This is a genomic window from Blastococcus carthaginiensis (assembly GCF_030731085.1).
Classification (GTDB): Bacteria; Actinomycetota; Actinomycetes; order Mycobacteriales; family Geodermatophilaceae; genus Blastococcus; species Blastococcus carthaginiensis.
Map to the genome: position 1 here is coordinate 396,215 of NZ_JASNFN010000001.1, position 26,566 is coordinate 422,780.

Below are 26,566 nucleotides of genomic sequence, written 5' to 3' on the forward strand. Positions count from 1 at the left end.
GCTGCTGCGACCCTAGCCGGGGCCGTGGCCGGGGTCAGGCCCTGGTCAGCACTCGCCGACGGTGATCAGCGGAGGCAGGCAGACGTCCAGGGGGCCGGGCAGCGGGACGGCGACCACCGGCGCGGGTGGCGTCCGCGGCATGCTGCCGGTGCTGGGCACCGGGGGCCGCGGCAGGGTGGGCAGCGTCGGCCGGGGGAGGCCGCTCGGCGTGGGCGTCGCGCTGCTCGTGGGCGCGTCGTGCCGGGGTGTCCGGGGCTCGTCCCCCGGGGTGCCGGCGGGAGCGGGGGGTGCGGACGGGACCGCGGGTGCGGACGGGCCGGCCGACGGCGGGACGCCGGTGGCCGGGCCGGCCCCGGGCGGGACCGCGCCAGGGGGCTCCTCGACGACGGCCGCCGGGGTGTCGGTGAGGCAGGAGCCGGGCACGGGGCCCAGGACGTCGTCCCCCACCACGGCCGGGCCCGCCGGGCACTGCAGCGCCCCGCGGAGCGCCTCGACCCGGGTGGCCAGGGCGCGCAGCAGGTCGGTGGAGCGCCCGTAGGCCGGCGCGGCGCTCGCCGGCACGTCGTCGGCCAGGACCGCGAGCCCGCCCGACTGTTCGGCGGTCCAGCGGGACAGGGAGTCCAGCGGCGCGGCGTCGCGGGACTGCACGGCCTGCCCGGTGAGCCAGCCGGCCCCCTGGGTGGTGTGCTCGTCCATGGTCAGCAGGGTGTGCTTCACCAGCGCCGGCTCACCGGTGCCGATGAGGAGGGCCAGCTCCTCCAGCCGGGTGCCGGCCAGCTCCAGGAGGGTCTGGCCGCGGCTGTCGCCGGCCAGCGCCAGCTGCGTCTGCTCGGTGCCGCGCTTGAGGTCGTAGAGAGGATCGCCCGGCTGCGCGCCGGCCGCCACGGCGACCAGGGCGGCCAGACCGGTCACGCCGACCGCCGCCCCGGCGAGCCCGGCGGTGATCCGTCCCCGCCACCGGGAGGGTGGCCGGTCCACGGCCCGCCCGGCGAGCAGCCGGCGGTGCAGGGGGCGTGGGGCCGGCTCCGGGGTGCGGACGGCGGCCATCGCCACCAGCCGCGCGCGGGCGCGGGACCGGTACTGGGGGTCGGGGCCGGTGTCGAGCCGGTCGCCGAGGGCCTCGAGGCGTGCGACGACCGCGGTCCCGGTGTCGGGGCCGGTCAGGGTCGAGCCGTCCTCGGGCCGGATCACCCGTCACCTCCCGTCCTCGCCTGGGCGCACGTCCTGCTCCCGGCGGCCGTCCGCCGCGCCCTGCCCAACGACGGGGCGGACCCGCCGGTTACGGCCGGTCGCGGAGCGGGGGTCACCGCAGCCCCTCGGGGAGCAGGCTCGCCAACCGCCGGACCGCCCGGTGCTGCAGCGCCTTGATCGCGCCGTCCTTCTTGCCCATGATCTCGGCAGTCTCGGAGACGGACAGACCGTGCAGGAAGCGCAGCACGATGCACTCCTGCTGCTCGCTCCCCAGCTGCCGCACGCAGGCGAGCAGCTGCTCGTTCGTCAGGTGCTGCAGCACCGCGTCCTCGGGGCCGTCCGTGGCCCGGTCCGCGTCGCGCATGTCGGCGGTGCTGACCTCCAGCCGGAAGCGGCTGCTCTTCACCTGGTCGCGGATGATGTTGCGGGCGATCGTCACCAGCCAGGCGCCGACGTCGCGGCCCTGGAACGACAGCGAGTCGATCCGCCGCAGCGCGCGGACGAAGGTCTCGCTGGTGACGTCCTCGGCCGTCGCCCGGTCCCCGACCCGGTGGTAGGCGTACCGGTGCACCAGCGCGACGTAGTGGTCGTAGAGCCGGCCGAACGCATCGGCGTCCCCCGCCTGGGTGCGGCGCACCAGCTCCCAGACGTCGACGTCGCCGGCCGCTACGGGCCCGGGGTCCGCGGCGGCGAGCTCCGCGACGACCTCGGTGGGCAGCTCGGCGGGTCCGGGAGCAGGCGCGGGCAGGGCCTCGGCGCTCGCGCGGGGGAACGGTGTCGGACGCGGGTGGGATCCGGCGCCGGCCGACCGCTCGGCGTCCAGGGGGTGCATGCGGGCGTTCGACCTCCTCATCGGCCCGCTCTGCCTGGACCGTCCTCGTTCACCGGGCGCGCCGGAGGGCGCGCGCGGGCTGCGGCGCGTGCCCCATGGTGACAACATCGCCCGTGCCCGTCCACGGCAGCCTGCCCCCGCGCGCCCCCGGGCGCGCGGCGGGCCGGGTTGCGCGCCGCTCCGACGACAGGAGATGTCAGTGCCCGAGGCAGGCACCTCGCTGGCCGCGCTGGTCCGCGCCGCCGCGCAGCGCGACCCCGACGCCCCCGCCGTGGTGGCCGGGGACCGGCGGCTCAGCTGGGGTGAGCTGGACGCGGCCGCGGAGCGGGTCGCGGCGGGGTACGCCGACCGCGGGTTGAGCGCGGGGGACCGGGTCGCCGTCCAGCTGCCCAACGGGGTGGACTGGCTGCGGGCGGTGCTGGGCGGGCTGCGTGCCGGTCTCGTCGTCGTCCCGGTGAACACCGCCTACACCGACCCGGAGCTCGAGCACGTGCTCACCGACTCCGGGGCCGCGCTGCTGGTCGCCACCGGCGTGCGCGACCCGCTCGCCGGCGTGCCGGTCTGCCCCGGGCCGCCCGAGGCGGACGGGCCGGCGCCCGCGGTGCCCGACGACCCCGCGGCGCTGGCCTTCCTCTGCTACACCAGCGGGACCACCGGCCGTCCGCGGGGCGCGATGCTCACCTCCGGTGCGCTGCGCGCCAACCAGGAGCAGTGCCTGGCCATGACGCCGCCGCCGGTGCGTCCCGACGACCGTGTGCTGCTCGTGCTCCCGCTGTTCCACGTGTACGGCCTCAACGCCGGCTTCGGGCTGATCGCGGCCACCGGGGCCTGCGCGGTCCTCCAGGAGAGCTTCGACCCCCGCGCGTCGCTGGCGGTCATGGCCGAGGAGCAGGTCACCGCCGTGCCGGGTGCCCCGCCGATGTACCAGGCTTGGCTGGCCGCGGCCGACGCCGGCAACCTCGAGGACCCCGCCCACCCCGACGCCGAGCTCCGCCGCGGGTTCGCCGCCGTCCGCATCGCCTCCGCCGGTGCCGCCCCGCTGCCCGAGGAGGTGTGGACGGCGATGCGCGAGCGCGCCGCCGTCACCGTCTGGGAGGGCTACGGCCTCACCGAGGCCGCGCCCGTCGTGGCCAGCACCCTGGCCACCGGCCGGGCCAAGCCCGCCTGCATCGGCGGCCCGGTGCCGGGGCTGGAGCTGGCGCTCCGGGACACCGCGGCCGCGGCGCCGCTCCCGGGCGACGACGACACCGGCACCGCGGACGCCGAGGACGGCGCCGACGAGGGCCCTGGCGAGATCTGGGTGCGCGGCCCCAACCTGTTCTCCGGCTACTGGCCCGACGGGGCCGACGGGCCCGATGCCGAGGGCTGGCTCGGCACCGGGGACCTCGCCTACCGCGACGCCGACGGGGACCTGCACCTGGTGGACCGGCGCAGCGACCTCGTCCTCGTCAGCGGTTTCAACGTCTACCCGGCCGAGGTGGAACGCGTGCTCGACCAGCACCCCGCGGTGCTGGAGAGCGCGGTCATCGGCGTCCCCGACGCGCGCACCGGGTCCGCGGTGCGAGCCGTCGTCGTCCCGGCGCCAGGGGGACGGCTGGCGGTGGAGGAGCTGCAGGCGCACGCCGCGGGGTCGCTGGCCCGGTACAAGGTGCCCACGTCGGTCCACTTCCTCCCGTCGCTGCCGCACTCGCTCACCGGCAAGGTCAGCCGGGCCCGCCTCCGCGAGCTCGGCCTGCCCGGCACGGACGATGCGGCGACGGCGCCCGCCGACGCGGGGGGCGCCGGTGGCTGAGCGGCTGCAGCTGCTGGTGCGCGCGGGCTGCCACCTCTGCCTGACCGCGGCCGAGCAGCTGGCCCCGATCGCCGCGCGCGCCGGCCTGGAGCCGGTCCAGGTCGACGTCGACGCCGACCCGGAGCTGCAGGCCGAGTACGGCGACCGGGTGCCGGTGCTGCTTCTCGACGGCCGGGAGCACTCCTACTTCACGCTCGACGTCCCCCGGCTGCGACGGGACCTCGGGCTGCCGGAGGGCACCGCCGGCTGAGCGCCGGCGGGCCACGGGGGTGCACCCCCCGTCCGGGTGGCGGCCGCCCGGTGGTTATCGTGGTCTCCACCACATCTGTGGCCCGATCGGTCCAGGTCAGCGGCCCGTCGCCGCCCCGGCGACTTTGTTCCTGCGTTCACAAGCGGTTACCGTGGCGGACGCGAGCGCTTCGAGCGCCCGCGTCCCCGATGTCGTAGCCCCGCCCCCGGCGCCCGCCGGGCCCCCGGGCGCGACCGCTGTGGAGAGCCCGTGATCCAGCCGCGGCCCCGGTCGATCCCGGAGGCCACCGTCGCCCGTCTGGCCGTGTACCTGAGGGTGCTGACCAGCTTCGCCGACGGCGGCCGGACCACCGTCTCCTCCGGCGACCTCGCCTCGGCCACCGGGGTGAACCCCGCCGGGCTGCGCAAGGACCTGTCCCACCTCGGCTCCTGCGGGGTGCGCGGGGTCGGCTACGACGTGCGTGCCCTGCGCGAGCGGATCGCCCGCGTGCTCGGCGCCGAGCGCTCGCGCGCCTGCGTGCTCGTCGGCCTCGGCAACCTCGGCTCGGCGCTCGCCGACTACGCGGGGTTCGGCAGCCGGGGCTTCGAGTTCGTCGGCCTGCTCGACGCCGCACCCGAGCGCGTCGGCCAGCGCATCGGCGGGCTGACCGTGCAGGACGTGGCCGACCTGGAGGCGGTCGTCGCCGCCACGCAGGCCTCCATCGGGGTCATCGCGACGCCGGCCGACGTCGCCCAGCAGGTCTGCGACCGGCTCGCCGCGGCCGGGGTGAGGAGCATCTTGAACTTCGCGCCGGTGACGCTGTCGGCCCCCGCGGGCGTCGACGTCCGCCACGTCGACCTCTCCGTGGAGCTGCAGGTGCTGGCCTTCCTCGGCCAGCAGCGGGTGCCCGTGGGGGAGGCGTCGGCATGAGTCTCCTGGCCGTGGGCGTGAGCCACCAGACTGCACCGGTCGCGCTGCTGGAGCAGTTCGCGATGGGTCCCGACGAGCGGGTCAAGGCGCTGCACGAACTGGTCGGCAGCGACCACGTCAGCGAGGCCCTGGTGCTGGCCACCTGCAACCGGGTCGAGGTGTTCGCCGAGGTCGAGCGCTTCCACGGCGGCGTCACCGACGTCAGCCGGGTGCTGGCCCGCCAGGCCGGCGCCACGGTGGAGGAGCTCTCCCCGTACGTGACCGTGCACTACGAGGACCAGGCGGTGGCCCACCTGTTCACCGTGGCCGCCGGGCTGGATTCCATGGTGGTCGGGGAGACCCAGGTGCTCGGCCAGCTGCGCGCCGCCTACGCCCTCGCCCGCGAGGAGGGCACGGTCGGTCGCGCCCTGCACCCGGTCGCCCAGCGCGCATTGCGCGTGGGCAAGCGGGTGCACTCCGAGACCGGCATCGACCGGGCCGGCGCCTCGCTGGTCTCGGTGGCCCTCGACCGGGCCGAGGCCCGCATCGGCGTCCTCGCCGGTCGTCCCGTCCTCGTCGTCGGCGCCGGCTCCATGGGTGCACTCGCCGCCACCACGCTGGCCCGCCGCGGAGCCGACGTGGTGGTCAGCAGCCGCACCCCGGCGTCCGCCGAGCGGCTGGCCGAGGCCGTGGACGGCCGCGCCGCACCGCTGGCCCGGATGGGCGAGGAGATCGCCGCCGCCGACGTGCTGGTGACCTGCACCGGCTCGACCGGGCTGGTCGTGGGCACCGACGTCGTCGCCGGGGCGATGACCGGTCGGGGCGACCGGCCGCTGGTGGTCATCGACCTCGCGCTGCCCCGCGACGTGGACCCCGGCGTGGCCGCGCTGCCCGGCGTGCACGTCGTCGACCTGGCTCTCCTGCAGAGCGAGAACCGTGGAGCTCTCCTGCAGAGCGAGAACCGTGGAGCTCTCCTGCAGAGCGAGAACCGTGGAGCTCTCCTGCAGAGCGAAGATCGTGGGACGCTCCTGCAGGGCGAGCGGCGCGACGGGGTGACCACCGCCGGACCGGTGGCGGCCGACGACATCAGCACCGCCCGCGCCATGATCGAAGCCGAGACGGCGCTGCTGCGCGCCGAGCGGCAGGCCGCCGAGGTGGGCCCCACGGTCTCCGCGCTGCGCAGCCAGGCCGCCGAGGTCGTCGACGCCGAGCTGCTCCGCCTGGCCGGCCGGCTGCCCGACCTGGACGCCCGGGCCCGCGCGGAGATCGCCCGCACCGTGCGCCGCGTCGTCGACAAGCTGCTGCACGAGCCCACCGTGCGGGTCAAGGAACTGGCCGCCACGCCGGGCGGCACCGACTACGCCGGCGCGCTGCGGGCACTGTTCGGGCTGGGCATCGACGCCGACGTCACGCCCGGCGCCGGCCGGCTGGCCGACGCCGTCACCGTCGACCCCGACCGCCCGGGAGGCCCGGCATGACCGCCACGGACGTGCAGGTCACCGCGTCCCCGGCCTCCGGCACCGCGACCCCGCTGCGGCTGGGCACCCGGGCCAGCGTGCTGGCCCGGACCCAGTCCCGCGCCGTCGCCGACGCCCTGACCGCCGCCACCGGCGTGCCGGTGGAGCTGGTGCTGATCAGCACCGAGGGCGACCGGTCCTCGGCGGCGATCGCCCAGCTGGGCGGCACCGGCGTGTTCGTGACCGCGATCCGCCGCGCCCTGCTGGACGGCGAGGTCGACCTGGCGGTGCACAGCTACAAGGACCTGCCCACCGCGCCCGAGCCGGGGCTGAACCTCGCCGCCGTGCCGGTGCGGGAGGACCCGCGGGACGCCCTGGTGGCCCGCGACGGGCTGACCCTCGGCGAGCTGCCGCCCGGCTCGCGGATCGGCACCGGCGCCCCGCGCCGCGTCGCCCAGCTGCGCGCCCTCGGCCTCGGCCTGGAGATCGTGCCGATCCGCGGCAACGTCGACAGCCGGCTCGCCCGGGTGGCCGGGTCGCCCGGCGGCCCCGGTGACCTGGACGCCGTCGTGCTCGCCCGGGCCGGCCTGAGCCGGATCGGCCGCAGGGACCGGATCACCGAGACCCTCGACCCGCTGCAGGTGCTCCCGGCCCCGGCCCAGGGGGCGCTGGCGGTGGAGTGCCGCACCAGCGACGCCCGCACCCGCGAGCTGCTGGGCCGGCTCGAGGACCCCGCCACGCGCGCCTGCGTGGTGGCCGAGCGCGCCACCCTCGCCGCGCTCGAGGCCGGGTGCAGCGCCCCGGTCGCCGCGTACGCCGAGGTCGCCGAGGGGGAGAGCGGCCCCGAGCTGTTCCTCCGGGCCTCGGTGACGGCCCTGGACGGCAGCGACTCCGTCCGCGGGTCGGCCACCGGCCCGCTGACCGACGCCGCGTCGCTCGGTCGGGCCCTCGCCGCCGAGCTGCTCGACCGGGGCGCGGCCGCGCTCATGGCGGCCGGCGAGTGACCTCCCGCCCCACCCAGACCCCAGAAGACGCCCGAACGCCTCGGGCCATACCAGACGCCCGACCGAGTCGGGCCAGGATCAGGAGCACGTCATGACGCGCTTGCGCAAGACCGCAGGCCAGGCCGGCCGGGTCGTGTTCGTCGGCGCCGGCCCGGGTGACCCGGGCATGCTGACCGCCCGCGCGAGCGCCGCGCTGGCCGAGGCGGCGGTGGTGCTCGTCGACCCCGACGTCGCCCCGGCCGTCCAGGACGCCGTCCGCGCGGCCAACCCGGGGACCGAGCTCACGCCGGTGTCCGGGGAGCCCGCGGAGGTGGCCAAGGGCGCCGTCGCGGCGGCCAAGAACGGCGCCGTCGTCGTCCGGCTGGTGACCGGTGACCCCTACACCTCCGACGACGTCGTCAAGGAGGTGCTCGCCGTCTGCCGCACCTCCGTGCCCTTCGACGTGGTGCCGGGCGTCGCCACCGCCACCGCCGTCCCCGCCTTCGCGGGCGTGGCGCTGGGCAGCACCGCGGTGACCGCGGACCTGCGCAGCGGCGTGGACCTCCCGGCGCTGGCCGGTGCCGCCGCGTCGGCCGGGGGCACGCTGGTGCTCCAGGGCACCGCCGACCAGCTCCCGGACGCCGCCGTGCGCCTGGTGGAGGGCGGCCTCGCCGGCAGCACCCCGGTGGTCGTCACCACCGGCGGCTCCGGCACCGGCCAGAAGAGCCTGGTCACCAAGCTGTCGGCCGTGGCGGAGAAGACCGCCGGGCTGGACCCGCTCAGCGGGCAGGTGGTGGCCACCGTCGGCACCGCCGTCGACAAGCGCGGCCGGCTGTCCTGGTGGGAGAGCCGCCCGCTGTTCGGCTGGCGGGTGCTCGTGCCGCGGACCAAGGACCAGGCCGGGGAGATGAGCGACCGGCTGCGCGCGTACGGCGCGGTGCCGGTGGAGGTGCCGACGATCGCCGTCGAGCCGCCGCGCAGCCCCGCGCAGATGGACCGCGCCGTCAAGGGCCTGGTCACCGGCCGCTACGGCTGGATCGTCTTCACCTCGGTGAACGCGGTGAAGGCCGTGCGCGAGAAGTTCGTCGAGCTGGGCCTGGACGCCCGCGCCTTCGCCGGCGTGAAGGTCGCCTGCGTCGGCGAGCAGACGGCCGACGCGGTGCGGGACTTCGGCATCCAGCCGGAGCTGGTGCCCACCGGCGAGCAGTCCAGCCAGGGCCTGCTGGCCGACTTCCCCGAGTACGACGACGTGCTCGACCCGATCGAGCGGGTGCTGCTGCCGCGCGCCGACATCGCCACCGAGACCCTCGCGGCCGGGCTGGTCGAGCGAGGCTGGGAGATCGACGACGTCACCGCCTACCGGACCGTGCGGGCGGCCCCGCCGCCGGCCGCGGTGCGCGAGGCGATCAAGGGCGGCGGCTTCGACGCCGTCTGCTTCACCTCGTCGAGCACCGTCCGCAACCTGGTCGGCATCGCCGGCAAGCCGCACGCCAAGACCGTGGTCGCGGTGATCGGCCCGGCGACGGCGGCGAGCGCCCAGGAGTTCGGCCTCCGCGTCGACGTGCAGCCCGAGACCGCCGCCGTCGCGCCGCTGGTCGACGCGCTGGCCGAGTACGCCCTGTCGCTGCGCGAGGCGGAGGACGGCGAGGGCAAGTGATCGGCGGGGGTGCCGGGGCGGGGCAGGCGCAGGGCGCCAACCCGGGCTTCGCGCGCGGGCGCCGGCTGCGGTCGACGCCCGCGCTGCGGCGGCTGACCGCGCAGATCCGGGTGGCCCCGGCCGACCTGGTGCTGCCGGTCTTCGTCAAGGAGGGCATCGACGCACCGGTGCCGATCGGCTCCATGCCCGGCGTCGTCCAGCACACCCAGGACTCGCTGCGGAAGGCCGCGCACGAGGCGGCCGAGGCCGGCGTCGGCGGGCTGATGCTCTTCGGCATCCCCTCGGGCAAGGACCCGGTCGGCTCCCAGGCCGACGCCGCCGACGGCGTGGTCAACGTGGCGCTGCAGCACCTGCGGGCCGACCTCGGCGACGAGCTGGTGCTCATGGCCGACCTCTGCCTGTGCGAGTACACCGACCACGGGCACTGCGGCGTCGTCACCCCCGCGAGGGGTGGGCTCCGGGGGCAGGGCGGGGAGTTCGTCGTCGACAACGACCCGACCCTGGACCGGTACGCCGCCGTCGCGATCGCGCAGGCCCGGGCCGGCGCCCACCTGGTCGCTCCCAGCGGGATGATGGACGGCCAGGTGGCGGCGATCCGCGCCGGGCTGGACGGCGCCGCGTTCACCGAGGTGCCGATCCTGGCCTACGCGGCCAAGTACGCCTCCGGCTTCTACGGCCCGTTCCGCGAGGCCGCCGAGGGCGCTCCGCAGTTCGGCGACCGGTCGACCTACCAGATGGACCCGCCGAACGCCGACGAGGCGCTGCGCGAGGTCGCGCAGGACCTCGCCGAGGGCGCCGACGCGGTCATGGTGAAGCCGGCGCTGCCCTACCTGGACATCGTGGCGCGGGTCGCCGAGGCCGTGCAGGTGCCGGTGAGCGCCTACCAGGTCAGCGGCGAGTACGCGATGGTCGAGGCGGCCGCCGCCAACGGCTGGGTGGACCGCGAGCGGGCCATCCTCGAGACGCTGGTCGCCATCCGCCGCGCGGGCGCCGGTCAGGTGCTCACCTACTGGGCCGTCGAGGCGGCGCGGCTGCTGACCCGCTGACCCGGGGGTGGTCGGGGACGTGACGTACGTCGAGCCCGGGGGCTCCTGGCGGCCGTTCTGGCTGGTCGCCGGGGTCCTCGGGCTCTTCGTCGCCTGGGACCTGCTGCTGCCCGGGCCCGACGTCCCGCCGCTGGTCTGGGTGCTCACCCTGGTCGGGGTGCCCGGCGTGGTCGCGATCGGCTGCCTGTCCGCCCGCCGGGTGTGGACGGTGCGGGTGGACGCCGGCGGCCTGACGGTGGGCCGGGAGCAGGTGCCGCTGCGCGACGTCGACGCCACCGCGCTGCGGGAGGCCGACGCCGGGGTGGACGCCGGTGCACCGGTGCTCGGTGGGGGCTGGTCGCTGCCGCGTGGCCGCACGGGGCTGCCGCTGCGGCTCGCCGACGGCCGGACGGTGCTGGTCCCGACGCGCGACCCCGCGGCGCTGCGGGCCGCCCTGCTCGGGAGTGTGCGCGATGCCTCCGACCGGTCGCCGGGCGCAGAGGGGACACTGGGGACGTGACCTCGCTGGACAACCCGCCCTACACCTACGAGGCCCCCGTCTCGGCCGGCCTCTTCGCCCGCGGTCAGGAGATCACCCCGGGCGGGGTGAACAGCCCGGTGCGCGCCTTCCGCGCCGTCGGTGGCACGCCGCGCTTCATGGCCGAGGGCTCCGGTCCCTGGCTCACCGACGCCGACGGCCGGCGCTACGTCGACCTGGTCAGCTCGTGGGGGCCGATGATCCTCGGCCACGCGCACCCCGCCGTCGTCGAGGCGGTGACCGCCGCCGCCCGCCGCGGCCTGTCCTTCGGCGCCCCCACCGAGGGCGAGCTGCAGCTCGCCGAGGAGATCCGCGCGCGCGTGGCGCCGGTCGAGCGGGTCCGGCTGGTCAACTCCGGCACCGAGGCGGTGCTCTCGGCCGTGCGGCTGGCCCGCGGCGCCACCGGCCGCCCCCTCCTGGTCAAGTTCGCCGGCAACTACCACGGGCACGTCGACGCGCTGCTCGCCTCCGCCGGTTCCGGGGTGGCGACGCTGGGGCTGCCCGACACCCCCGGCGTCACCACCGGCGCCGCCGCCGACACGGTCGTGCTGCCCTACAACGACGTCGCCGCCGTCGAGGCGGTCTTCGCCGAGCGGGGGGCGCAGGTCGCCGCGGTCGTCAGCGAGGCCGCCCCCGGCAACATGGGCGTCGTGCCCCCGCTGGACGGCTTCAACGCCGAGCTGCGGCGGATCACCGCCGCGCACGGCGCGCTGCTGGTCCTCGACGAGGTCATGACCGGGTTCCGCGTCTCGCGGTCGGGCTGGTACGGCCTGGACCCGGTGGACGCCGACCTGTTCACCTTCGGCAAGGTCATGGGCGGCGGGCTGCCCGCGGCGGCCTTCGGCGGGCGGGCCGACCTCATGGACCACCTCGCGCCCAGCGGGCCCGTCTACCAGGCCGGGACGCTCTCGGGGAACCCGGTGGCGGTCGCGGCGGGGCTGGCCACGCTGCGGAACTGCACCGACGAGGTCTACGCGCGCTGCGACGAGGTCTCCGCGGTGCTGCGCGGCGCCGCCAGCGCGGCGCTCTTCGCCGCCGGCGTGCCGCACCGGGTGCAGCAGGCCGGCAACATGTTCTCGATCTTCTTCGTGCCCGACGAGCGGCAGGTGCGCGACTACGACGACGCCCGCACCCAGGACGTCTCCCGCTACACCGCCTTCTTCCACGCCCTGCTCGCCCGCGGGGTGTACCTCCCGCCGTCGGCGTTCGAGGCGTGGTTCGTCAACGCGCAGCTCGACGGCGAGGCCCTCGACCGCGTGCTCGAGGCCCTGCCCGCGGCGGCCCGCGCCGCCGCCGAGGCCGACACCCACCGCACCGGTGCGATCGACAGCGAGCGCTCCTCGTGACCACCACCGTCGTCCACCTCTTGCGCCACGGCGAGGTGCACAACCCGCTGGGGGTCCTCTACGGCCGGCTGCCCGGCTACCGGCTGTCCGCGGCCGGCGAGGCCATGGCGGTCGCGGCCGCGGAGTGGTTCCGCGGGCGGGACGTCGCCCACCTGGTGTCCAGCCCGCTGGAGCGGGCCCGCCAGACGATCGGGCCCCTGGCCGAGGCCACCGGGCTGGAGGTCGCCGTCGACGAGCGGATCATCGAGGCGGGCAACGCCTTCGAGGGCACGGTCGTCGGCCGCGGGGGCGGCGTCTTCCGGGCGCCCCGCAACTGGTGGAAGCTGCGCAACCCCGTGCAGCCCTCCTGGGGCGAGCCGTACGTCGAGATCGCCGCGCGCATGATCGCCGCCGTCGAGGCCGCCCGCGACGCCGCCCGTGGCCACGAGGCCGTGCTGGTCAGCCACCAGCTGCCCATCTGGACCACCCGGCTGCACGTCGAGGGGCGCCGGTTCGCCCACGACCCCCGCCGCCGGGAGTGCTCGCTGGCCAGCGTCACCTCGCTGACCTACGAGGACGACCGGTTCGTGGGCGTCTCCTACGCCGAGCCGGCCGGCGCCACCGATCCCGACGCGGTGCCGGGCGCATGAGGCGGGTGCTCACGGCCGTCCTGGCGGCGGCCCTGCTCACGGGGTGCAGCACGGGCTCCGACGCCGTCGACGTCAACAACGGCGGCGAGTTCCGCTTCGTGGCCGGCACCCCGGCCGGTGAGGTGATCCCGTCCGACGAGCGGCAGGCCGCGCCGCGGTTCGCCGGCGAGCTGCTCGACGGGAGCGCCTTCGACTCGGAGGCGCTCGACGGCGAGATCGCGGTGATCAACTTCTGGGGCTCCTGGTGCCCGCCCTGCCGGGTGGAGACCCCCGAGTTCGAGGAGGTCTACGCCGAGGTCGGGGCCGAGGGGGTCGAGTTCCTCGGCATCAACGTCAAGGACGACCGCCAGCTCGCGCAGGCCTTCCTCGACGGCAAGGAGATCACCTTCCCGTCGCTGTTCGACCCGCGCGGCGAGGTGGCCCTGGCGTTCCGGGACTACCCGGCCAACGCCATCCCGTCCACCATCGTGCTGGACCGGCAGGGGCGGGTGGCCGCGGTGTACACCGCGGCCGTGCAGCAGGAGGACCTGCGGACGGTGCTGGACCAGGTGCTGGCGGAAGGAGCCTGACCGTGGGGGAGACCTTCGCCGGCCTGGTCACCGACGGGCCGCTGCTCGTGGCCGCGGGCATCGCCGCGCTCGTGGGGCTGATCAGCTTCGCCTCGCCCTGCGTGCTGCCGCTGGTGCCCGGCTACCTCTCCTACGTCACCGGGCTGGTCGGCAGCGGCACGCGGACGGCGGCCGGCGCACCCGCGCCCGCCGGCGGTGGGACGGCGACGGCGGTGCGGGCGACGGTGGACGAGCGCGCGCCGGGGGGCCGGATGGTGCTCGGCGCGCTGCTGTTCGTGCTCGGGTTCACCCTCGTCTTCGTGGCCTTCGGCGCCGCGTTCGGCGGGCTGGGCCGCCTCCTGGTGGAGCACGCCGACACCCTCAACCGGGTCTTCGGGGCGATCACGGTCGTCGTCGGGCTGGGCTTCCTCGGCTGGCTGCCGCTGCTGCAGCGCACCAAGCGCTTCACCGCCCGGCCGGTCGCCGGGCTCGCCGGTGCCCCGCTGCTCGGGATCGTCTTCGGTCTGGGCTGGACGCCGTGCCTGGGACCGACGCTCGGCGCGGTCTACTCGCTGGCCGTCTCCGAGGCCACCGCAGGGCGCGGCGCGCTGCTGGGTGTCGCCTACTGCCTGGGTCTGGGCGTGCCCTTCCTGCTGGTCGCGCTCGGCGCCCGCTGGGCCGTCGGCGCCACCTCGTTCCTGCGCCGGCACGCCCGTGCGGTCACCCGCTTCGGCGGCGCCGTCCTGGTGCTCATCGGCCTGCTGCTGCTCACCGGCGCGTGGACCGAGATGATGGGCTGGCTGCGCTCGTGGCTGGCGGCCACCGGCTTCGGGGACTCGGCCCTGTGAGCGTCGAGGCACCCCCGCGCCCGGCCGCACCCGCCCCGCCCCCCGGGCCCTCGGCGGGTCGGCGGCTGGGCGGTCTGCTGCTGCGCTGGTGGCGGCGGCTCACCGCGATGCGCACCGCGATCGTGCTGCTGTTCCTCCTGGCGCTGGCGGCCGTGCCCGGCTCGCTGCTGCCGCAGCGCGCGTTGTCGCAGAACAACGTCAACCAGTACTTCGCCGACCACCCCGAGCTCGCCCCGGTGCTCGACCGGCTCTACCTGTTCGACGTCTTCAGCTCACCGTGGTTCGCCGCGGTCTACCTGCTGCTGTTCGTCTCGCTGATCGGCTGCGTCGTGCCGCGCGCCGCCGAGCACGCCCGCGCGCTGCGCACCCCGCCGCCGCCGGCCCCGCGGAACCTGCTCCGACTGCCCGACTCCGGCCGCCTCGCCGCGCCGGCCGCCCCCGGCGCCGCGCTCGACGTCGTCGAGGAGGAGCTGCGGGTGCGCCGGTTCCGCGTCGTCCGCCGCGAGGGTGCGCGGGGGCCGGAGCTCTCGGCCGAGAAGGGCTACCTCAAGGAGACCGGCAACCTGGTCTTCCACCTCTCCCTGCTCGCCCTCCTGCTCGGTCTGGCCGGCGGGAAGCTGTGGGGCTACGAGGGCAGCATCCTGGTCACCGAGGGGCAGGGGTTCTGCAACTCGTTCCAGCAGTACGACACCTACTCCGCCGGTCCGCTGGTCGACAGCGGCGACCTCAACCCGCTCTGCGTCGACCTCGACCAGTTCACCGCCGAGTACGAGGAGAACCTCACCGCCGCCTCGTTCACCGCCGACATCCGCTACGGCGCCCCGGCCGGCGAGGAGCGCTCCCGCACCATCGGCGTGAACGACCCGCTGCGTCTCGACGGCGACCGCGTCTACGTGACCGGCCACGGCTTCAGCCCGACGTTCACCGTCACCGTCCCGGACGGGACGACGTTCACCGACCTGACCGTGCCGTTCCTGCCCAGCGACCTGCAGACGCTGGCCAGCGAGGGCGCGCTCAAGCTGCCCGACATCCCGGGGCGGGAGGAGCAGCTGGCGCTGGAGGGCTTCTTCGCCCCGACGGGGCTCGTGCAGGGCGGCGTCCTGACGTCGGTCGACCCGCGGCCGCTGGCCCCGCAGGTGGCGGTGATCGCGTACTCCGGCTACCTCGGCCTGGACTCGGGGCTGCCGCAGTCGGTGTACTCGCTCGACCAGAGCCAGATCGAACGCGGCCGGCTGACCGAGGTCGGCTCGGCGAACCTGTCGGTGGGGGAGTCGTTCGACCTGCCCGACGGCACCCGCATCACCTTCAGCGGGGTCAAGGAGTTCGCCGCCCTGCAGTACTCGCACGACCCGGGCCAGCTCTGGGTCCTGGGCGCCGCGATCGCGCTCCTCGGCGGGCTGCTCGGCATGCTGCTGCTCCGCCGCGAGCGGGTGTTCGCCCGGGTCGAGCCCTCCGCCGGGGGCGGCGGTACCGTGCTCACGCTGGCGTCGCTGACGCGCGGCGGTGGCGAGAGCGGGTCCCGGTTCGACGCCCTGTCCGACGACCTGCGGGACGCGCTGGCCGCGGCCCCGCCCGCCCGCACCGCACCCGATCCGGAGGTCCCCCCGCGTGACTGACTCCTCGCTGGCCGAGCTGTCGGACAGCCTGTTCTCCGTGAGCGTCGCGCTCTACTCCGTCGCGCTGCTCGCCTTCTGCGCGCAGCTGGCCTTCGGCCGGCGGGTGGTGCGCAGCCGCGAGCTGGCCGCCGTGGGGGCCGGCGCGACCGGCGCCGCCCCCGAGCAGGCCCCGACCGCCGAGACCCCGCGGGGCAACCGGTGGGGGCTGGCCGCGATCGGGCTCACCGTCCTGGGCGCGCTCACCCACACCGGCATCCTGGTCACCCGCGGCATGGCGACCGACCGGCTGCCGTGGGGAAACATGTACGAGTTCGCCACGGCGGTCGTGCTGGTCGCGGTGGTGGCGTACGTGGTGCTCGCGGTGCGCACGCCCAACCTGCGGCACATCGGCGTCTTCGTGCTGGGGCCGGTCGTGCTGTCGCTGGTGGCCATCGGGCTGGGCCTCTACACCGAGGCCGCGCCGGTGGTCGCCGCGCTGCGGTCGGCGTGGCTGGCCATCCACGTCACCGCGGCCATCCTCGGCTTCGGCATCTTCATGGTCAGCGGCATCGCCAGCGTCCTGTACCTGGTGAAGGCCCGCCCGGGTGCGGACGAGGGGGGCGGCGTCGTCTCCCGGCTGCCCGCGGCCGCCACGCTCGACCGCGTCGCGCACCGGACCGTGGTGCTCGGCTTCCCCATCTGGACGTTCGCCGTCATCGCCGGCGCCATCTGGGCCGAGGCGGCCTGGGGCCGGTTCTGGGGCTGGGACCCGAAGGAGACCTGGTCGTTCGTCGCCTGGTTCGTCTACGCGGCCTACCTGCACGCCCGGACGACGCCCGGGTGGCGGGGGCGCACGGCGGCGTGGGTCAACGTGGTCGGCCTCGCCGTCATGATCTTCAACCTGACGTTCGTCAACCTCGTCTCCAGCGGGCTGCACAGCTACGCCGGGGTGGAGTGACGCCCTCCCCCGTCGGGGCGGGACCGCGCCGGCAATGCTGCCCGTTGCCGGGCCCTCGTGCTTCCATGCCCCCATGGAGCTGACCAGCAGCGCACCGGCAGGCGGGAAGACGACCCGTGGGTAGGCACGAGGCGCCCGAAGGCGCGTCGCCGCACCCGCTCGTCGCCGCGGCGCTCGCCGGCCGGCCGGCCGAGGCCGCCGGTGGGCACCGCCACGAGCCCCGGGCCGCGGCGGAGGAGGGGGACCTGGGCTGGCCGGGGGACGAGCCCGCCCCCGGCGGCGGGGGGCTCGGGTGGCCGGGCGACGCCGCCGCCGAGCAGCAGGTGCAGGCCACCCTGCCGCCCGTTCCCGCGGAGGTGCCCCCGCGGCGCGGCTGGCGCCGGTTGTTCGGCGCGGCGCCGGCGGCCTAGCTACTGCGGCCGTCAACGTTCGCCTGCCTGGCGGCTGCCTTCCCGAGACCGCCGCTGATGGCGACGGAGTGCGCAGATGGTCAGCTTTCGGCACGGGAATGGCGCGTCTGCGCACACCGTCCTGACGCGAAGCGTTAGCCGGCCCAGCTTGAACCAGTCGAAGGTTGCGTGACGCGGTACTAGCTCAGTCGGCCCAGCTCAGGTCGGGGAGCCGTCGTCCCGGCGGGCCCGCCGCTCGAGCTCGCGGAGGAACTCCGGGTCGTCGTCCGGCGCCACGAACTTCACCGGGCCCTTGGGCCGCTGAGGACGGCGCGCGGGACGCACGCTCCCCTCGGGCCCGGCGTTCGCCGCGGCGCGCACCACCAGGGCGACGACCACGACCGCAACCACGAGAACCACCAGGAACACCACGGGCCCACCCCCTCGTCGGACTCCAGCGTACGTCGGCGGCGATACTCGGTGCCGCACAACCGACAGCGGTACCCCGGGGCAGGACGGAGAACCACCATCGACGCCGTGGATCGGCAGCTGGTCGAGCTGCTGAGCGCCAACGGGCGCGCCAGCTACGCCGAGCTCGCCCGGCAGGTGGGGCTCTCCTCGCCCGCCGTGCACGAGCGGGTCGGCAAGCTGGAGGCGGCCGGGGTGATCCTCGGCTACCGCGCCGTCGTCGACCCGGCGGCCGTGGGGCTGCCGGTGACCGCGCTCGTCAGCCTGATCGAGAGCGACGCCGTCGACGACCCGCGGGTGCAGGACGAGCTGCGCGCGCTACCGGCCGTCGAGGACTGCTGGCGCGTGGCCGGCGGTGAGGACTACGTGCTGAAGGTGCGCGTGACCGACATCGCGGCACTCGAGGAGGCGATCGACGCGTTGAACCGCATCAGAGGGGTCGCACGCACGAGGACGACGGTCGTCCTCTCGACCAAGTGGGAGGGCCGTCATGGCTGAGCAGGACCAGAACCCGGCCGGTGCGCCGGTGGGCCCCGCGGGGGGCGCGGCCTCACCCCCGAAACTCCTGCCCTGGCTGGTGATGTACACCGTGGGGCGGTTCGCGATCGCCGCGGCGCTCGTCCTGGTCCTCTGGTGGGCGGGTCTCGGCAGCTTCGCGGGCCTGCTGTTCGGCCTGCTGCTGTCGATGCCGGTCTCCTACGTGCTGCTGCGGCCCTCGCGCGAACGGCTCACCGAGGCACTGGCGGCGCGAAGCGTCGCCCGGCGGGCGGCCCGCGAGGACCTGCGCGACCGGCTCAGCGGCGGCGCGGCCGAGTAGCCGCGCTCAGCTGATCGCGAGCCCGGCGGCCAGGAGGACGCCGGTCCCCAGCGTCAGCACGCCGGTGGACGCCAGCACCGCGATGAGCGCCGGTCCGCGGCCGCCCGCCAGCACCGTCCGCACGGGGGCGAGCGCCAGCGGCGCGGCGGCCAGCGCCAGCAGCGCCCACGGCCGCGTGGTGCCGACCGCGGCGACGACGAGGAACGGGACGACGAGCAGCGCGGCGTAGAGCAGCCGCGTGCCCCGGTCGCCGAGGAGCACCGCCAGCGTGCGCTTCCCGACCCGGGCGTCGCCCTCGATGTCGCGCAGGTTGTTCACCACCAGGATCGCCACGATCAGCAGGCCGACCGGCACCGACACCGCGAACGCCAGCCCCGGCAGCGTGCGGGTCTGCACGTAGGTGGTGCCGACGACGGCGACCGGGCCGAAGAAGACGAAGACGAAGACCTCGCCCAGGGCCCGGTAGCCGTAGGGGAGCGGGCCGCCGGTGTAGGTCCAGGCCGCGGCGATGCAGACCGCGCCCACCGCGACCAGCCACCAGCTCGACAGCGCCGCCAGCGCCAGCCCGGCGACCCCGGCGACGGCGAACGCAGCCAGCGCGGCCACGAGCACCTGCCGGGCCGTGGCGGCGCCGGAGCCGACCAGCCGCATCGGGCCGACGCGGTCGGCGTCGGTGCCGCGCTTCCCGTCGGAGTGGTCGTTGGCGTAGTTCACCCCGATCTGCAGCGCCAGCGCCACGACCAGCGCGAGCAGCGCGGGTACGAGCCGGAACCCGTCGAGGGCCACCGCGGCCCCGGTGCCGACGAGCACCGGCGCCACCGCCGCGGGCAGGGTGCGGGGGCGGGCGCCGGCCAGCCACTGGGCAGGGGTGGCCATCAGACCTCCGGGGTGCGGGCCGCGACGGCGCGGCGGTCGGGCTTGCCCGTGTGCAGGGTGGGGATCGCGTCGACCAGGTGCAGCTGCCGCGGGGCCGCGGGAGCGCCGAGCCGCTGCGCCACCCACGGGCGCAGGTCGGCCAGCGCGGGGACGGCCCCGGGCGCCGGCACGACGGCGGCGACGACGCGCTGCCCCCACTCCGCGTCGGGCCGGCCGAAGACGACGGCGTCGGCGACGGCGGGGTGCTCGCGCAACGCGGCCTCCACGGCGGCGGGCGCCACGTTGACCCCGCCGGAGATGACGACGTCGTCCAGCCGGCCGTGCACGGTGACCCGCCCGCCGGGGTCGAGCGCGCCGGCGTCGCGGGTGCGGAACCAGCCGTCGGCGAAGGCGGCCGCGGTGGCCTCCGGGTCGCCGCGGTAGCCCAGCGCCAGCAGCGGGCCCGCCAGCTCGATCCCGCCGTCCGCGATGCGCACGCGGACCCCGTCCAGCGGCACGCCGTCGTAGGCGCACCCCCCGGCGGTCTCGGTCATGCCGTAGGTCGTGACGACGGCGACGCCCTCGGCCCGGGCGCGGGCGAGCAGCGCCGGGTCGGTGGCCGCGCCGCCCACCAGGACCGCGTCGAAGGCGCGCAGCGCGTCCGGTTCGGCGTCGAGGGCCCGGCGCAGCTGGGTGGGGACCAGTGCGGTGTAGCGGCGGTCGCCGGCCGGCATGCGGGCGACGGCCGCGGCGAGCGGCTCCTGGGCGCCCAGGCGGGTGGCGGTGCGCCCGGCCAGCAGCGAGCGGCAGAGCACCTGCAGCCCGGCGATCGCCGACACCGGCAGCGCCAGCAGCCAGCTGCCGGGGCCGCCGAGCCGGTCGAGGGTCGCGGTCGCGGAGGCGCGCAGCGCAGCGGCGGGCAGCAGCACGCCGCGGCCGCCGCCGGTCGAGCCCGAGGTGACGACGACGAGGTCGGTGCCCGGCTCCAGCGGCTCCTCGGGGCGGAGCACGGCTCGGGCGGCGTCGACCACGGACGGCGGGCCGGCGGGCAGCACGGCCAGCGGGCGCTCGCCGTCCAGCGCTGCGCGGACGTCGTCGTCGGAGAGCTCGCCCGCGGCCACGAGGGTCAGCTGCCGAGCCACGAGGGACGAGGGTACGACCCCGCCGAATACGCTGATCACCGTGACCGCCCTCCCCGCCGCCGCGCTGCCGGCGGGGATCACCGCGCTGGCGGTCTACGAGGTGCCGCTGCGCGCCCGGTTCCGGGGCATCGACGTGCGCGACGGCGTGCTGCTGCGCGGTCCGGCCGGCTGGGGGGAGTTCTCGCCGTTCTGGGACTACGACGCCGTCGAGAGCCGCCGCTGGTGGGCCGCCGCGGTCGAGGCCGCCACCGAGGCATTCCCCGAGCCCGTGCGCGCCAGCGTGCCGGTGAACGTCACCGTGCCGGCGGTCGACGCGGAGCGGGCGCACGCGATCGTCGTCGCCTCGGGCTGCCGCACCGCCAAGGTGAAGGTCGCCGAGCCGGGGCAGACGCACGAACACGACCGCGCCCGCCTCGAGGCGGTGCGCGACGCGCTGGGCCCCGGCGGCGCGATCCGGGTGGACGCCAACGCCGCCTGGGACGTCGACACCGCGGTGCAGCGGGTCCGCGAGCTCGACGCCGCCGTCGGGCTGGAGTACGTCGAGCAGCCCTGCGCCACCCTGCCGGAGCTGGCCGCGCTGCGCCGGCGGATCGACGTCCGCGTCGCCGTCGACGAGGGGGTGCGCCGCTCGGCCGACCCGCTCGCCGTCGACCTGCGGGAGGCCGGCGACGTCGTCGTCCTCAAGGTGCAGCCGCTGGGCGGCGTGCGGGCGGCGCTGCGCGTGGCGGAGGCCCACGGCCTGCCGTGCGTCGTCTCCTCGGCGCTGGAGTCCTCGGTCGGCATCGCGGCCGGTGTCGCGCTGGCCGCCGCCCTGCCGGAGCTGCCGTTCGCCTGCGGCCTGGCCACCGTCGCGCTGTTCACCGGCGACGTGTCGTCGTCCCCGCTGCTGCCGGTGGAAGGCGCGCTGCCGGTGGTGCGGCCGGAGCCCGACCGCGTCCCCACCGCCGGTGAGGCGACGGTGGCCCGGTGGGCGACCCGGATCGACGAGGTGCTCGCCGCGTGAACCCCTCCACCGCCTTCGCCCGCGTGCTGGTCGACGAGCTCGTCCGCGGTGGCGTCACCGACGCCGTGCTCGCCCCCGGCTCGCGGTCGGCGCCGCTCGCGCTGGCGCTCGCGGCGGCCGAGCGCGACGGCCGGCTGCGGCTGCACGTGCGCATCGACGAGCGGACGGCGGCGTTCCTCGCGCTCGGCCTGGCCAAGGGCTCCGGCCGCCCGGTGCCGGTGGTGACCACCTCGGGGACGGCGACCGCGCACCTGCACGCCGCCGTGCTGGAGGCCGACGCCAGCGGGGTGCCGCTGCTGGCGCTCACCGCCGACCGGCCCCCGGAGCTGCGGGCCACCGGCGCCAACCAGACGATCGAGCAGGCCGGGCTGTACGGCGCCGCGGTCCGCTGGGCCGCGGACGTCGGCGTGCCCGAGGCCGGCCGCGAGGAGGCGCAGAACCGCTACTGGCGCTCGCTGGCCGCCAAGGCGCTGACCATCGCCTCGGGCACGCTCTCGGCCGACCCCGGGCCGGTGCACCTGAACCTGGCGCTCCGCGAGCCGCTGATGCCCGACGACGAGCCCGCGGAGCTCACCGGGCCCTGGGCGGGCCGGTCCGGTGACGCCCCGTGGACCGCGGCGCAGCCCTCGCCCGGTTTCGCCGCGACCGCGCACCGGCTGCCGCCCCGGACGCTGGTGATCGCCGGGGACGGCCCGCTGCACGCCGCGCCCGGGCTCGACGAGACGTTCCCCTGGCCGGTCGTGGCCGAGCCCAGCAGCGGGTGCTGGGGCGGGCCGGGTGCGCTCCGCGGCGGGGTGCTGCTGCTCGGGGTGGCGGACTGGCTGGCCGCGCACCGCCCGGAGCACGTGCTGGTGATCGGCCGGCCGACGCTCTCCCGGCCGGTCAGCGCGCTGCTCGCGGACCCGGCGGTCACGGTGGAGACGGTCAGCGCCTTCCCGCGGTGGGCCGACGCGGGCCGGTCGAGCACCCGCGTCTCACGGGTGTTCGCCGGGGTCGACGGCGCCGGCGCCGACGGGGGTTGGGTGCGCGCCTGGCGTTCGTCGGCCGACCGGGTGGGGGTCGCGGTGGACGCGGCGCTCGACGGCGCTCCGGCGCTGACCGCCGCCCGGCTGGCCCGCGACGTCGTCGCCGCGCTGCCCGCGGGGGCGCTGCTGGTGCTCGGCTCCTCGACGCCGGTGCGCGACGTCGACCGGCTGGCGGTGCCGCGCGCCGACGTCACCGTGCTCGCCAACCGCGGCGTCGCGGGCATCGACGGCACCGTCTCGACGGCCGTGGGGGCCGCACTCGTGCACGGCGGCCCGGCGTTCGCGCTGATGGGCGACCTGACGTTCCTGCACGACCTGACCGGGCTGCTGCTCGGCGAGGGGGAACCGCGGCCGGACCTCACCGTGGTCGTGCCCGACAACGACGGCGGCGGGATCTTCGCCCAGCTCGAACCGGGGCAGGACCGGCACGGCGCGGACTACCGGCGGGTGTTCGGCACCCCGCACGGGCGGGACCTGGTCACGGTCGCGGAGTCGCTGGGCTGGCCGGCGACGCGGGTGTCGACGCCGGCGGAGCTGCAGGCGGTGCTGGGGCTGGGTGGGCCGCAGGTCGTCGTCGTCGGTACTGACCAGCGCGCCGAGGCGGCGCTGGCGACGGACCTCCGAGCCGCCGCCGCCCGGGCGCTGGCGGGGTAGCCGGCCTCAGCTCTCCAGCGCGGCCTGGAACGCGGCGAACTTCGACTGCGTCTCGGCCAGCTCGGCGGCCGGGTCGGAGCCGGCGACGATGCCGCAGCCGGCGAACAGCCGTGCACCGCCGTCCTCGGTGAGCTCGGCGCAGCGCAGCGCGAGCCCGAACTCGCCGTCGCCCCGGGCGTCCATCCACCCGACCGGGCCGGCGTAGCGGCCGCGGTCCATGGCCTCGAGCTCGCCGATCAGCGCGGCGGCGTCGGTGGTGGGGGTGCCGCAGACGGCGGCCGTGGGGTGCACCGCCCCCACGAGCTCCAGCAGCCCGGCCGACGCGCGCTGGCGGCCGACGACGTCGGTGGCCAGGTGCCGCACGTTGGCGAGGGTGAGCAGCTCCGGTTCGGCCGGTGCGGTCAGCTCGGCGCAGTAGGGCTCCAGCGCGCGCACCAGGGAGTCGACGGCGAGCGCGTGCTCGGCGCGGTCCTTCGCCGACCCGAGCAGCGCCGCGGCGAGCCGTTCGTCCTCCGCGCCCGCCCCGCGCGGCGCGGTGCCGGCCAGCACGCGCGAGGAGAGCTGCCGCCCGCTGCGCCGCAGCAGCAGCTCGGGGGTGGCCCCGAGCAGCCCGTCGACGGCGAAGGTCCAGCAGCCGGGGAAGCGCGCGGCCAGGCGGTGCAGCAGCCGCCGCGGGTCGAGGGCGGGCTCGGCGGAGACCAGGAGGTCTCGGGCGAGCACCACCTTGGCCAGGTCGCCGGCGGCGATCCGCTCCACGGCGGTCGCGACGGCGGCGCACCAGCTCGCCGGGTCGAGCGCGCCGTCGGCGTAGCGCAGCCGGGGTGCCGGACCGTCGCCGTCCCGGACGGGCGCCGGCAGCTCCGGGGCTGTGCCGATCGCGGTGACCCACCCGACGCCGTCGCGCCGGCCCACGACCACCTCGGGGACGACGAAGACCGACGTCCCGGCCACCGGGTCGAAGGCGATGCTGCCGAAGAGGACCGGGCCCGAGCCGGGGACGCCGAGATCGTCGCCGACGTCGAGCCCGGCCGAGTACTCCTCCCACCAGTCGGCGGCCTCGGCGAGCGCGCGGGGGCCGGACACCTCGAGCCGGGCCGCTTCGCCCCAGCCGACGAGGCCCTCGCCCCGCCGTACCCAGGACAGCCCCCCACCGGCCGGCAGCAGGTCGAGCAGCTCGCCCGCGGCGTCGGTGCGGACCGTGCTGACGGTGCGCGCGGCCGCTGCCGGGGAGGTCAGGGCGGCCGCGGTCACGTGATCAGAGTAGGAGGCCTTGTAGCGTCGCTGCCGTGGCAGACCGGCGAGACAACCCGCACACTGCCGGCGTCAGGGCCGGTCTGGACAAGCGGCCGGCCGAGGTCGCGGCGATGTTCGACCGGGTCGCCGAGCGCTACGACGTCACCAACACGGTGCTCTCCGGCGGCCAGGACGCCTCCTGGCGGCGGGCCACCCGTGAGGCCCTCGGCGCCCGCCCCGGGCAGACGGTGCTGGACGTCGCGGCCGGGACGGCGGTCTCGACGGTGCAGCTCGCGGCCGGCGGCGTGCGTGCCATCGCCTGCGACTTCTCCCAGGGCATGCTGCGCGCCGGCGCCGCCCGTCCGGTGCCGAAGGTGGCCGGCGACGCGATGGCGCTGCCGCTGGCCGACGAGAGCGTCGACGGCGTCGTCATCTCCTTCGGGCTGCGCAACGTGGCCGACCCCGATGCCGCGCTGCGCGAGTTCTCCCGGGTGACCCGCCCCGGCGGCACGCTGGTGGTCTGCGAGTTCTCCAGCCCGACGTGGGCGCCGTTCCGCACCCTCTACACCGAGTACCTGATGAAGGCGCTGCCCCGGATCGCCCGCGCGGTGAGCAGCAACCCTGAGGCCTACGTCTACCTGGCCGAGTCGATCCGGGCCTGGCCCGACCAGCCGGCGCTGGCCGCCCGCCTGCAGGAGGCCGGCTGGTCCGACGTCGCCTGGCAGAACCTGACCGGCGGCATCGTCGCGTTGCACCGGGGCCGCAAGGGGTGAGCCAGGCCGGCTGAGCCGAGCCGGCGCAGAACTGTCGTACCTCGCACGTATGTTCGAGCCATGACCACCGCCGAGCTGTCCCGCAGCGCGGTCGAGGGTGCGCTCGTGGGGTGGCTGCTCGAACGGCGGCCGACGGTCGCGCGACTGCCGGTGGGGGTGCTGTCCGCGGCGGAGAAGGCCGCCGAGCTGCAGCGGCTGCAGGCGCGCCGGGCCATGGATGCCGCCTACGAGGCCGAGCTCGTGATGGGGCTGGCAGCCGACCGGCCCGACACCGACGACCCACCGCCGGGGCATCCCGGTGCGCGCCGCCGCGGGCCGGGGTCGCCGGTGCCGGGGACGAGCGAGTTCCTGCCCGACGAGCTGGCGGCGGTGCTCAACTGCTCCCGGCCGTTCGCCACCGGCGTGCTGTCCGACGCCTACGTGCTGGTAGAGCGGATGCCAGAGGTGTGGGCCGCGTGCGCGGCCGGCGACCTCGACTGGTTCCGCGCGCGGGTGTTCGCCGGCGTGCTCGGTCACGCCTCCGACGAGGTGATGGCGGCCGTGGTCCCCGCCCTGCTCCCCGGAGCGGCGGGGCTGTCGTCCGGCCGGTTGCGCGCACGGCTGGTGGCTGCCGCGATCGCGGCGGACGAGGAGTTCGCGGAGCGGCGGCGCGTCGAGGCCGAGGCACGGGCCGGTGTGCGGGTGCACGCGACCGGCGACGGGCTCTCGGCGCTGACCACCGAGCTGCCCTCGCCGGTGGCGGCGGCGATGTGGTCGGCGATCGACCAGGCCGCCCAGCTCGCCCGCACCGGTGGCGACGACCGGCCGATCGGGGTGCTCCGCGCGGAGGCGCACGCCGCCCTGGTGCTGCGGCCGTGGGACACCTCCCGCCCGGCGATGACCGGGCAGGTCACGGTGGTGGCGCCGCTGGGGGCCCTGGGCCGGCCGGCAGGCACCGGTGCACCCGTCGCACCGGGCGACCTCGGCAGCGAGGCGGGGCCGAGCGTGAACCGCACCCCGATCACCGCCGGCCACCTCCGAGAGCTCCTGGCGCAGCTCGGCGCACTGGGGGTCCAGGCCCCGCAGGGCGGCAGCCTGGCGGTGGCGGTCACCGGTGACGACGGCGCGCTCCTCGCCGCCGTGACCGCCACCCGAACTGCGCAGACTGGCCACCCGCGGCTGCCCGGCGCACGGCGTGGCCGCCGACTGCGGCTGCTCGCTGCTGGGGCGCCCGGCGTCGGTGGCCGGGCACGATCCCTCCGCGGCCCAGGAGCGGTTCCTCCGGCTGCGCGACCGCACCTGCCGGCACCCGGGCTGCGGCCAACCGGCCGGGCGCATCGACGCCGACCACGTGGTGCCCTACGACTGCGGCGGTCGCACCGCCTGCGAGAACCTCTGCTGCCTGTGCCGCACGCACCACCGGCTGAAGACCTTCGCCCGCGGCTGGCGCTTCGCGCTGCTGCCCGACGGCACCCTGCAGGTGACGACGCCCAGCGGGGTCACCCGCACCACCCGGCCTCCCGGGCTGCGCGACCTGACGGCCCAGCCGGCGCTGCCGGGACCACGCCGGGCGGAGGTGCCGACCGTGGAACCGCCGCCGTTCTGAGGTGCTCCGCAAGCGGGTGGCGCATGGCATGGGCCCGTGACGTGTGTGCGCGGGGTGGGGAGGTCGGCGGAAGTGCCCTAGCGTC

General features: G+C 76.8%; 27 protein-coding genes and 1 pseudogene. 22 read left to right on the top strand and 6 right to left on the bottom strand.

From position 1 onward, the window contains the following. Positions 1–45: 45 nt before the first annotated feature. Together QOZ88_RS01935 and QOZ88_RS01940 are read right to left on the bottom strand one after the other, a co-directional pair. Entirely contained in the window at positions 46–1,191 is a 1,146-nt protein-coding gene (locus QOZ88_RS01935; protein WP_305998139.1) for a DUF5667 domain-containing protein, read from the bottom strand. Positions 1,192–1,303: 112 nt separating this feature from the next. Next, positions 1,304–2,044 (bottom strand): sigma-70 family RNA polymerase sigma factor, encoded by a 741-nt coding sequence (locus QOZ88_RS01940; protein ID WP_305998140.1) that lies wholly within the window; start codon positions 2,042–2,044, stop codon positions 1,304–1,306. Between the two features lie 172 nt (positions 2,045–2,216). Here QOZ88_RS01940 and QOZ88_RS01945 point away from each other — a divergent pair, with 172 nt between their 5' ends. The 15 genes from QOZ88_RS01945 (at position 2,217) to QOZ88_RS02015 (ending at position 16,947) form a co-directional block, all read left to right on the top strand. Continuing rightward, on the top strand, positions 2,217–3,815 hold the full coding sequence (locus QOZ88_RS01945; RefSeq protein WP_406568200.1) for an AMP-binding protein: 1,599 nt from the start codon (positions 2,217–2,219) through the stop codon (positions 3,813–3,815). Beyond that, positions 3,808–4,065 carry a glutaredoxin family protein gene (locus tag QOZ88_RS01950; protein WP_305998142.1) on the top strand — a complete coding sequence of 86 codons (258 nt, stop codon included), beginning with the start codon at positions 3,808–3,810 and terminating at the stop codon, positions 4,063–4,065. Before QOZ88_RS01945 ends, QOZ88_RS01950 begins: the two co-directional genes overlap by 8 nt. Positions 4,066–4,314: 249 nt before the next feature. Then, entirely contained in the window at positions 4,315–4,974 is a 660-nt protein-coding gene (locus QOZ88_RS01955; RefSeq protein WP_305998143.1) for a redox-sensing transcriptional repressor Rex, read from the top strand. Then, positions 4,971–6,431: a glutamyl-tRNA reductase gene (hemA, locus tag QOZ88_RS01960; RefSeq protein WP_305998144.1), complete on the top strand. Its 1,461-nt coding sequence runs from the start codon at positions 4,971–4,973 to the stop codon at positions 6,429–6,431. Before QOZ88_RS01955 ends, hemA begins: the two co-directional genes overlap by 4 nt. After that, entirely contained in the window at positions 6,428–7,414 is a 987-nt protein-coding gene (hemC, locus tag QOZ88_RS01965; protein ID WP_305998145.1) for a hydroxymethylbilane synthase, read from the top strand. The genes hemA and hemC overlap by 4 nt, the downstream gene beginning before the upstream one ends. A gap of 91 nt (positions 7,415–7,505) precedes the next feature. After that, positions 7,506–9,050, top strand: coding sequence for a uroporphyrinogen-III synthase (locus QOZ88_RS01970; protein WP_305998146.1), 1,545 nt, complete (start codon positions 7,506–7,508; stop codon positions 9,048–9,050). Then, positions 9,047–10,096: a porphobilinogen synthase gene (gene hemB, locus QOZ88_RS01975; protein WP_305998147.1), complete on the top strand. Its 1,050-nt coding sequence runs from the start codon at positions 9,047–9,049 to the stop codon at positions 10,094–10,096. The genes QOZ88_RS01970 and hemB overlap by 4 nt, the downstream gene beginning before the upstream one ends. 19 nt (positions 10,097–10,115) lie before the next feature. Further along, positions 10,116–10,595 carry a hypothetical protein gene (locus tag QOZ88_RS01980; RefSeq protein ID WP_305998148.1) on the top strand — a complete coding sequence of 160 codons (480 nt, stop codon included), beginning with the start codon at positions 10,116–10,118 and terminating at the stop codon, positions 10,593–10,595. Further along, the gene (gene hemL / locus QOZ88_RS01985) at positions 10,592–11,959 is read left to right on the top strand and encodes a glutamate-1-semialdehyde 2,1-aminomutase (protein WP_305998149.1); all 1,368 of its coding nucleotides are present in this window, start codon (positions 10,592–10,594) and stop codon (positions 11,957–11,959) included. Before QOZ88_RS01980 ends, hemL begins: the two co-directional genes overlap by 4 nt. Beyond that, entirely contained in the window at positions 11,956–12,588 is a 633-nt protein-coding gene (locus QOZ88_RS01990) for a histidine phosphatase family protein (RefSeq protein ID WP_305998150.1), read from the top strand. The genes hemL and QOZ88_RS01990 overlap by 4 nt, the downstream gene beginning before the upstream one ends. Further along, positions 12,585–13,157 carry a TlpA family protein disulfide reductase gene (locus QOZ88_RS01995; protein ID WP_305998151.1) on the top strand — a complete coding sequence of 191 codons (573 nt, stop codon included), beginning with the start codon at positions 12,585–12,587 and terminating at the stop codon, positions 13,155–13,157. Before QOZ88_RS01990 ends, QOZ88_RS01995 begins: the two co-directional genes overlap by 4 nt. A gap of 2 nt (positions 13,158–13,159) precedes the next feature. Further along, positions 13,160–13,984 carry a cytochrome c biogenesis CcdA family protein gene (locus QOZ88_RS02000; RefSeq protein WP_305998152.1) on the top strand — a complete coding sequence of 275 codons (825 nt, stop codon included), beginning with the start codon at positions 13,160–13,162 and terminating at the stop codon, positions 13,982–13,984. Beyond that, positions 13,981–15,600 carry a cytochrome c biogenesis protein ResB gene (gene resB, locus QOZ88_RS02005; protein ID WP_305998153.1) on the top strand — a complete coding sequence of 540 codons (1,620 nt, stop codon included), beginning with the start codon at positions 13,981–13,983 and terminating at the stop codon, positions 15,598–15,600. Before QOZ88_RS02000 ends, resB begins: the two co-directional genes overlap by 4 nt. Further along, positions 15,593–16,537, top strand: coding sequence for a c-type cytochrome biogenesis protein CcsB (ccsB, locus tag QOZ88_RS02010; RefSeq protein ID WP_305998154.1), 945 nt, complete (start codon positions 15,593–15,595; stop codon positions 16,535–16,537). Before resB ends, ccsB begins: the two co-directional genes overlap by 8 nt. A gap of 116 nt (positions 16,538–16,653) precedes the next feature. Continuing rightward, a complete protein-coding gene (locus tag QOZ88_RS02015; protein WP_305998155.1) occupies positions 16,654–16,947 on the top strand; it encodes a hypothetical protein in 294 nt (97 codons plus the stop codon). A 198-nt stretch (positions 16,948–17,145) separates the two neighbouring features. On the opposite strand, the gene QOZ88_RS02020 is transcribed toward QOZ88_RS02015, so the two are convergent. Further along, on the bottom strand, positions 17,146–17,358 hold the full coding sequence (locus tag QOZ88_RS02020; protein ID WP_091931071.1) for a hypothetical protein: 213 nt from the start codon (positions 17,356–17,358) through the stop codon (positions 17,146–17,148). Between the two features lie 105 nt (positions 17,359–17,463). On the opposite strand from QOZ88_RS02020, the gene QOZ88_RS02025 reads away from it, so the two are divergent. Next, complete coding sequence (locus QOZ88_RS02025; RefSeq protein WP_244523992.1) at positions 17,464–17,892, top strand: Lrp/AsnC family transcriptional regulator; 429 nt, start codon at positions 17,464–17,466, stop codon at positions 17,890–17,892. Then, the gene (locus QOZ88_RS02030; protein WP_305998156.1) at positions 17,885–18,211 is read left to right on the top strand and encodes a DUF4229 domain-containing protein; all 327 of its coding nucleotides are present in this window, start codon (positions 17,885–17,887) and stop codon (positions 18,209–18,211) included. The genes QOZ88_RS02025 and QOZ88_RS02030 overlap by 8 nt, the downstream gene beginning before the upstream one ends. Before the next feature lie 6 nt (positions 18,212–18,217). On the opposite strand, the gene QOZ88_RS02035 is transcribed toward QOZ88_RS02030, so the two are convergent. Continuing rightward, the gene (locus QOZ88_RS02035; RefSeq protein WP_305998157.1) at positions 18,218–19,087 is read right to left on the bottom strand and encodes a 1,4-dihydroxy-2-naphthoate polyprenyltransferase; all 870 of its coding nucleotides are present in this window, start codon (positions 19,085–19,087) and stop codon (positions 18,218–18,220) included. Continuing rightward, the gene (menE, locus tag QOZ88_RS02040) at positions 19,087–20,208 is read right to left on the bottom strand and encodes an o-succinylbenzoate--CoA ligase (protein WP_305998158.1); all 1,122 of its coding nucleotides are present in this window, start codon (positions 20,206–20,208) and stop codon (positions 19,087–19,089) included. The genes QOZ88_RS02035 and menE overlap by 1 nt, the downstream gene beginning before the upstream one ends. Before the next feature lie 40 nt (positions 20,209–20,248). On the opposite strand from menE, the gene QOZ88_RS02045 reads away from it, so the two are divergent. Both QOZ88_RS02045 and menD read left to right on the top strand, forming a co-directional pair. Continuing rightward, positions 20,249–21,211 carry an o-succinylbenzoate synthase gene (locus tag QOZ88_RS02045; protein ID WP_305998159.1) on the top strand — a complete coding sequence of 321 codons (963 nt, stop codon included), beginning with the start codon at positions 20,249–20,251 and terminating at the stop codon, positions 21,209–21,211. Next, a complete protein-coding gene (gene menD, locus QOZ88_RS02050) occupies positions 21,208–22,890 on the top strand; it encodes a 2-succinyl-5-enolpyruvyl-6-hydroxy-3-cyclohexene-1-carboxylic-acid synthase (RefSeq protein ID WP_305998160.1) in 1,683 nt (560 codons plus the stop codon). Before QOZ88_RS02045 ends, menD begins: the two co-directional genes overlap by 4 nt. Before the next feature lie 6 nt (positions 22,891–22,896). On the opposite strand, the gene QOZ88_RS02055 is transcribed toward menD, so the two are convergent. After that, entirely contained in the window at positions 22,897–24,141 is a 1,245-nt protein-coding gene (locus QOZ88_RS02055; RefSeq protein ID WP_305998161.1) for an isochorismate synthase, read from the bottom strand. Positions 24,142–24,176: 35 nt separating this feature from the next. Here QOZ88_RS02055 and QOZ88_RS02060 point away from each other — a divergent pair, with 35 nt between their 5' ends. The 3 genes and pseudogenes from QOZ88_RS02060 (at position 24,177) to QOZ88_RS02070 (ending at position 26,481) form a co-directional block, all read left to right on the top strand. Next, positions 24,177–24,896, top strand: a complete 720-nt coding sequence (locus QOZ88_RS02060; protein ID WP_305998162.1) for a demethylmenaquinone methyltransferase — start codon at positions 24,177–24,179, stop codon at positions 24,894–24,896. A gap of 243 nt (positions 24,897–25,139) precedes the next feature. Further along, positions 25,140–25,721: pseudogene (locus QOZ88_RS23130) on the top strand (DUF222 domain-containing protein); the annotation flags it as partial. Positions 25,722–26,070: 349 nt separating this feature from the next. Next, a complete protein-coding gene (locus QOZ88_RS02070) occupies positions 26,071–26,481 on the top strand; it encodes an HNH endonuclease signature motif containing protein (RefSeq protein WP_305998164.1) in 411 nt (136 codons plus the stop codon). Positions 26,482–26,566: the final 85 nt, after the last annotated feature.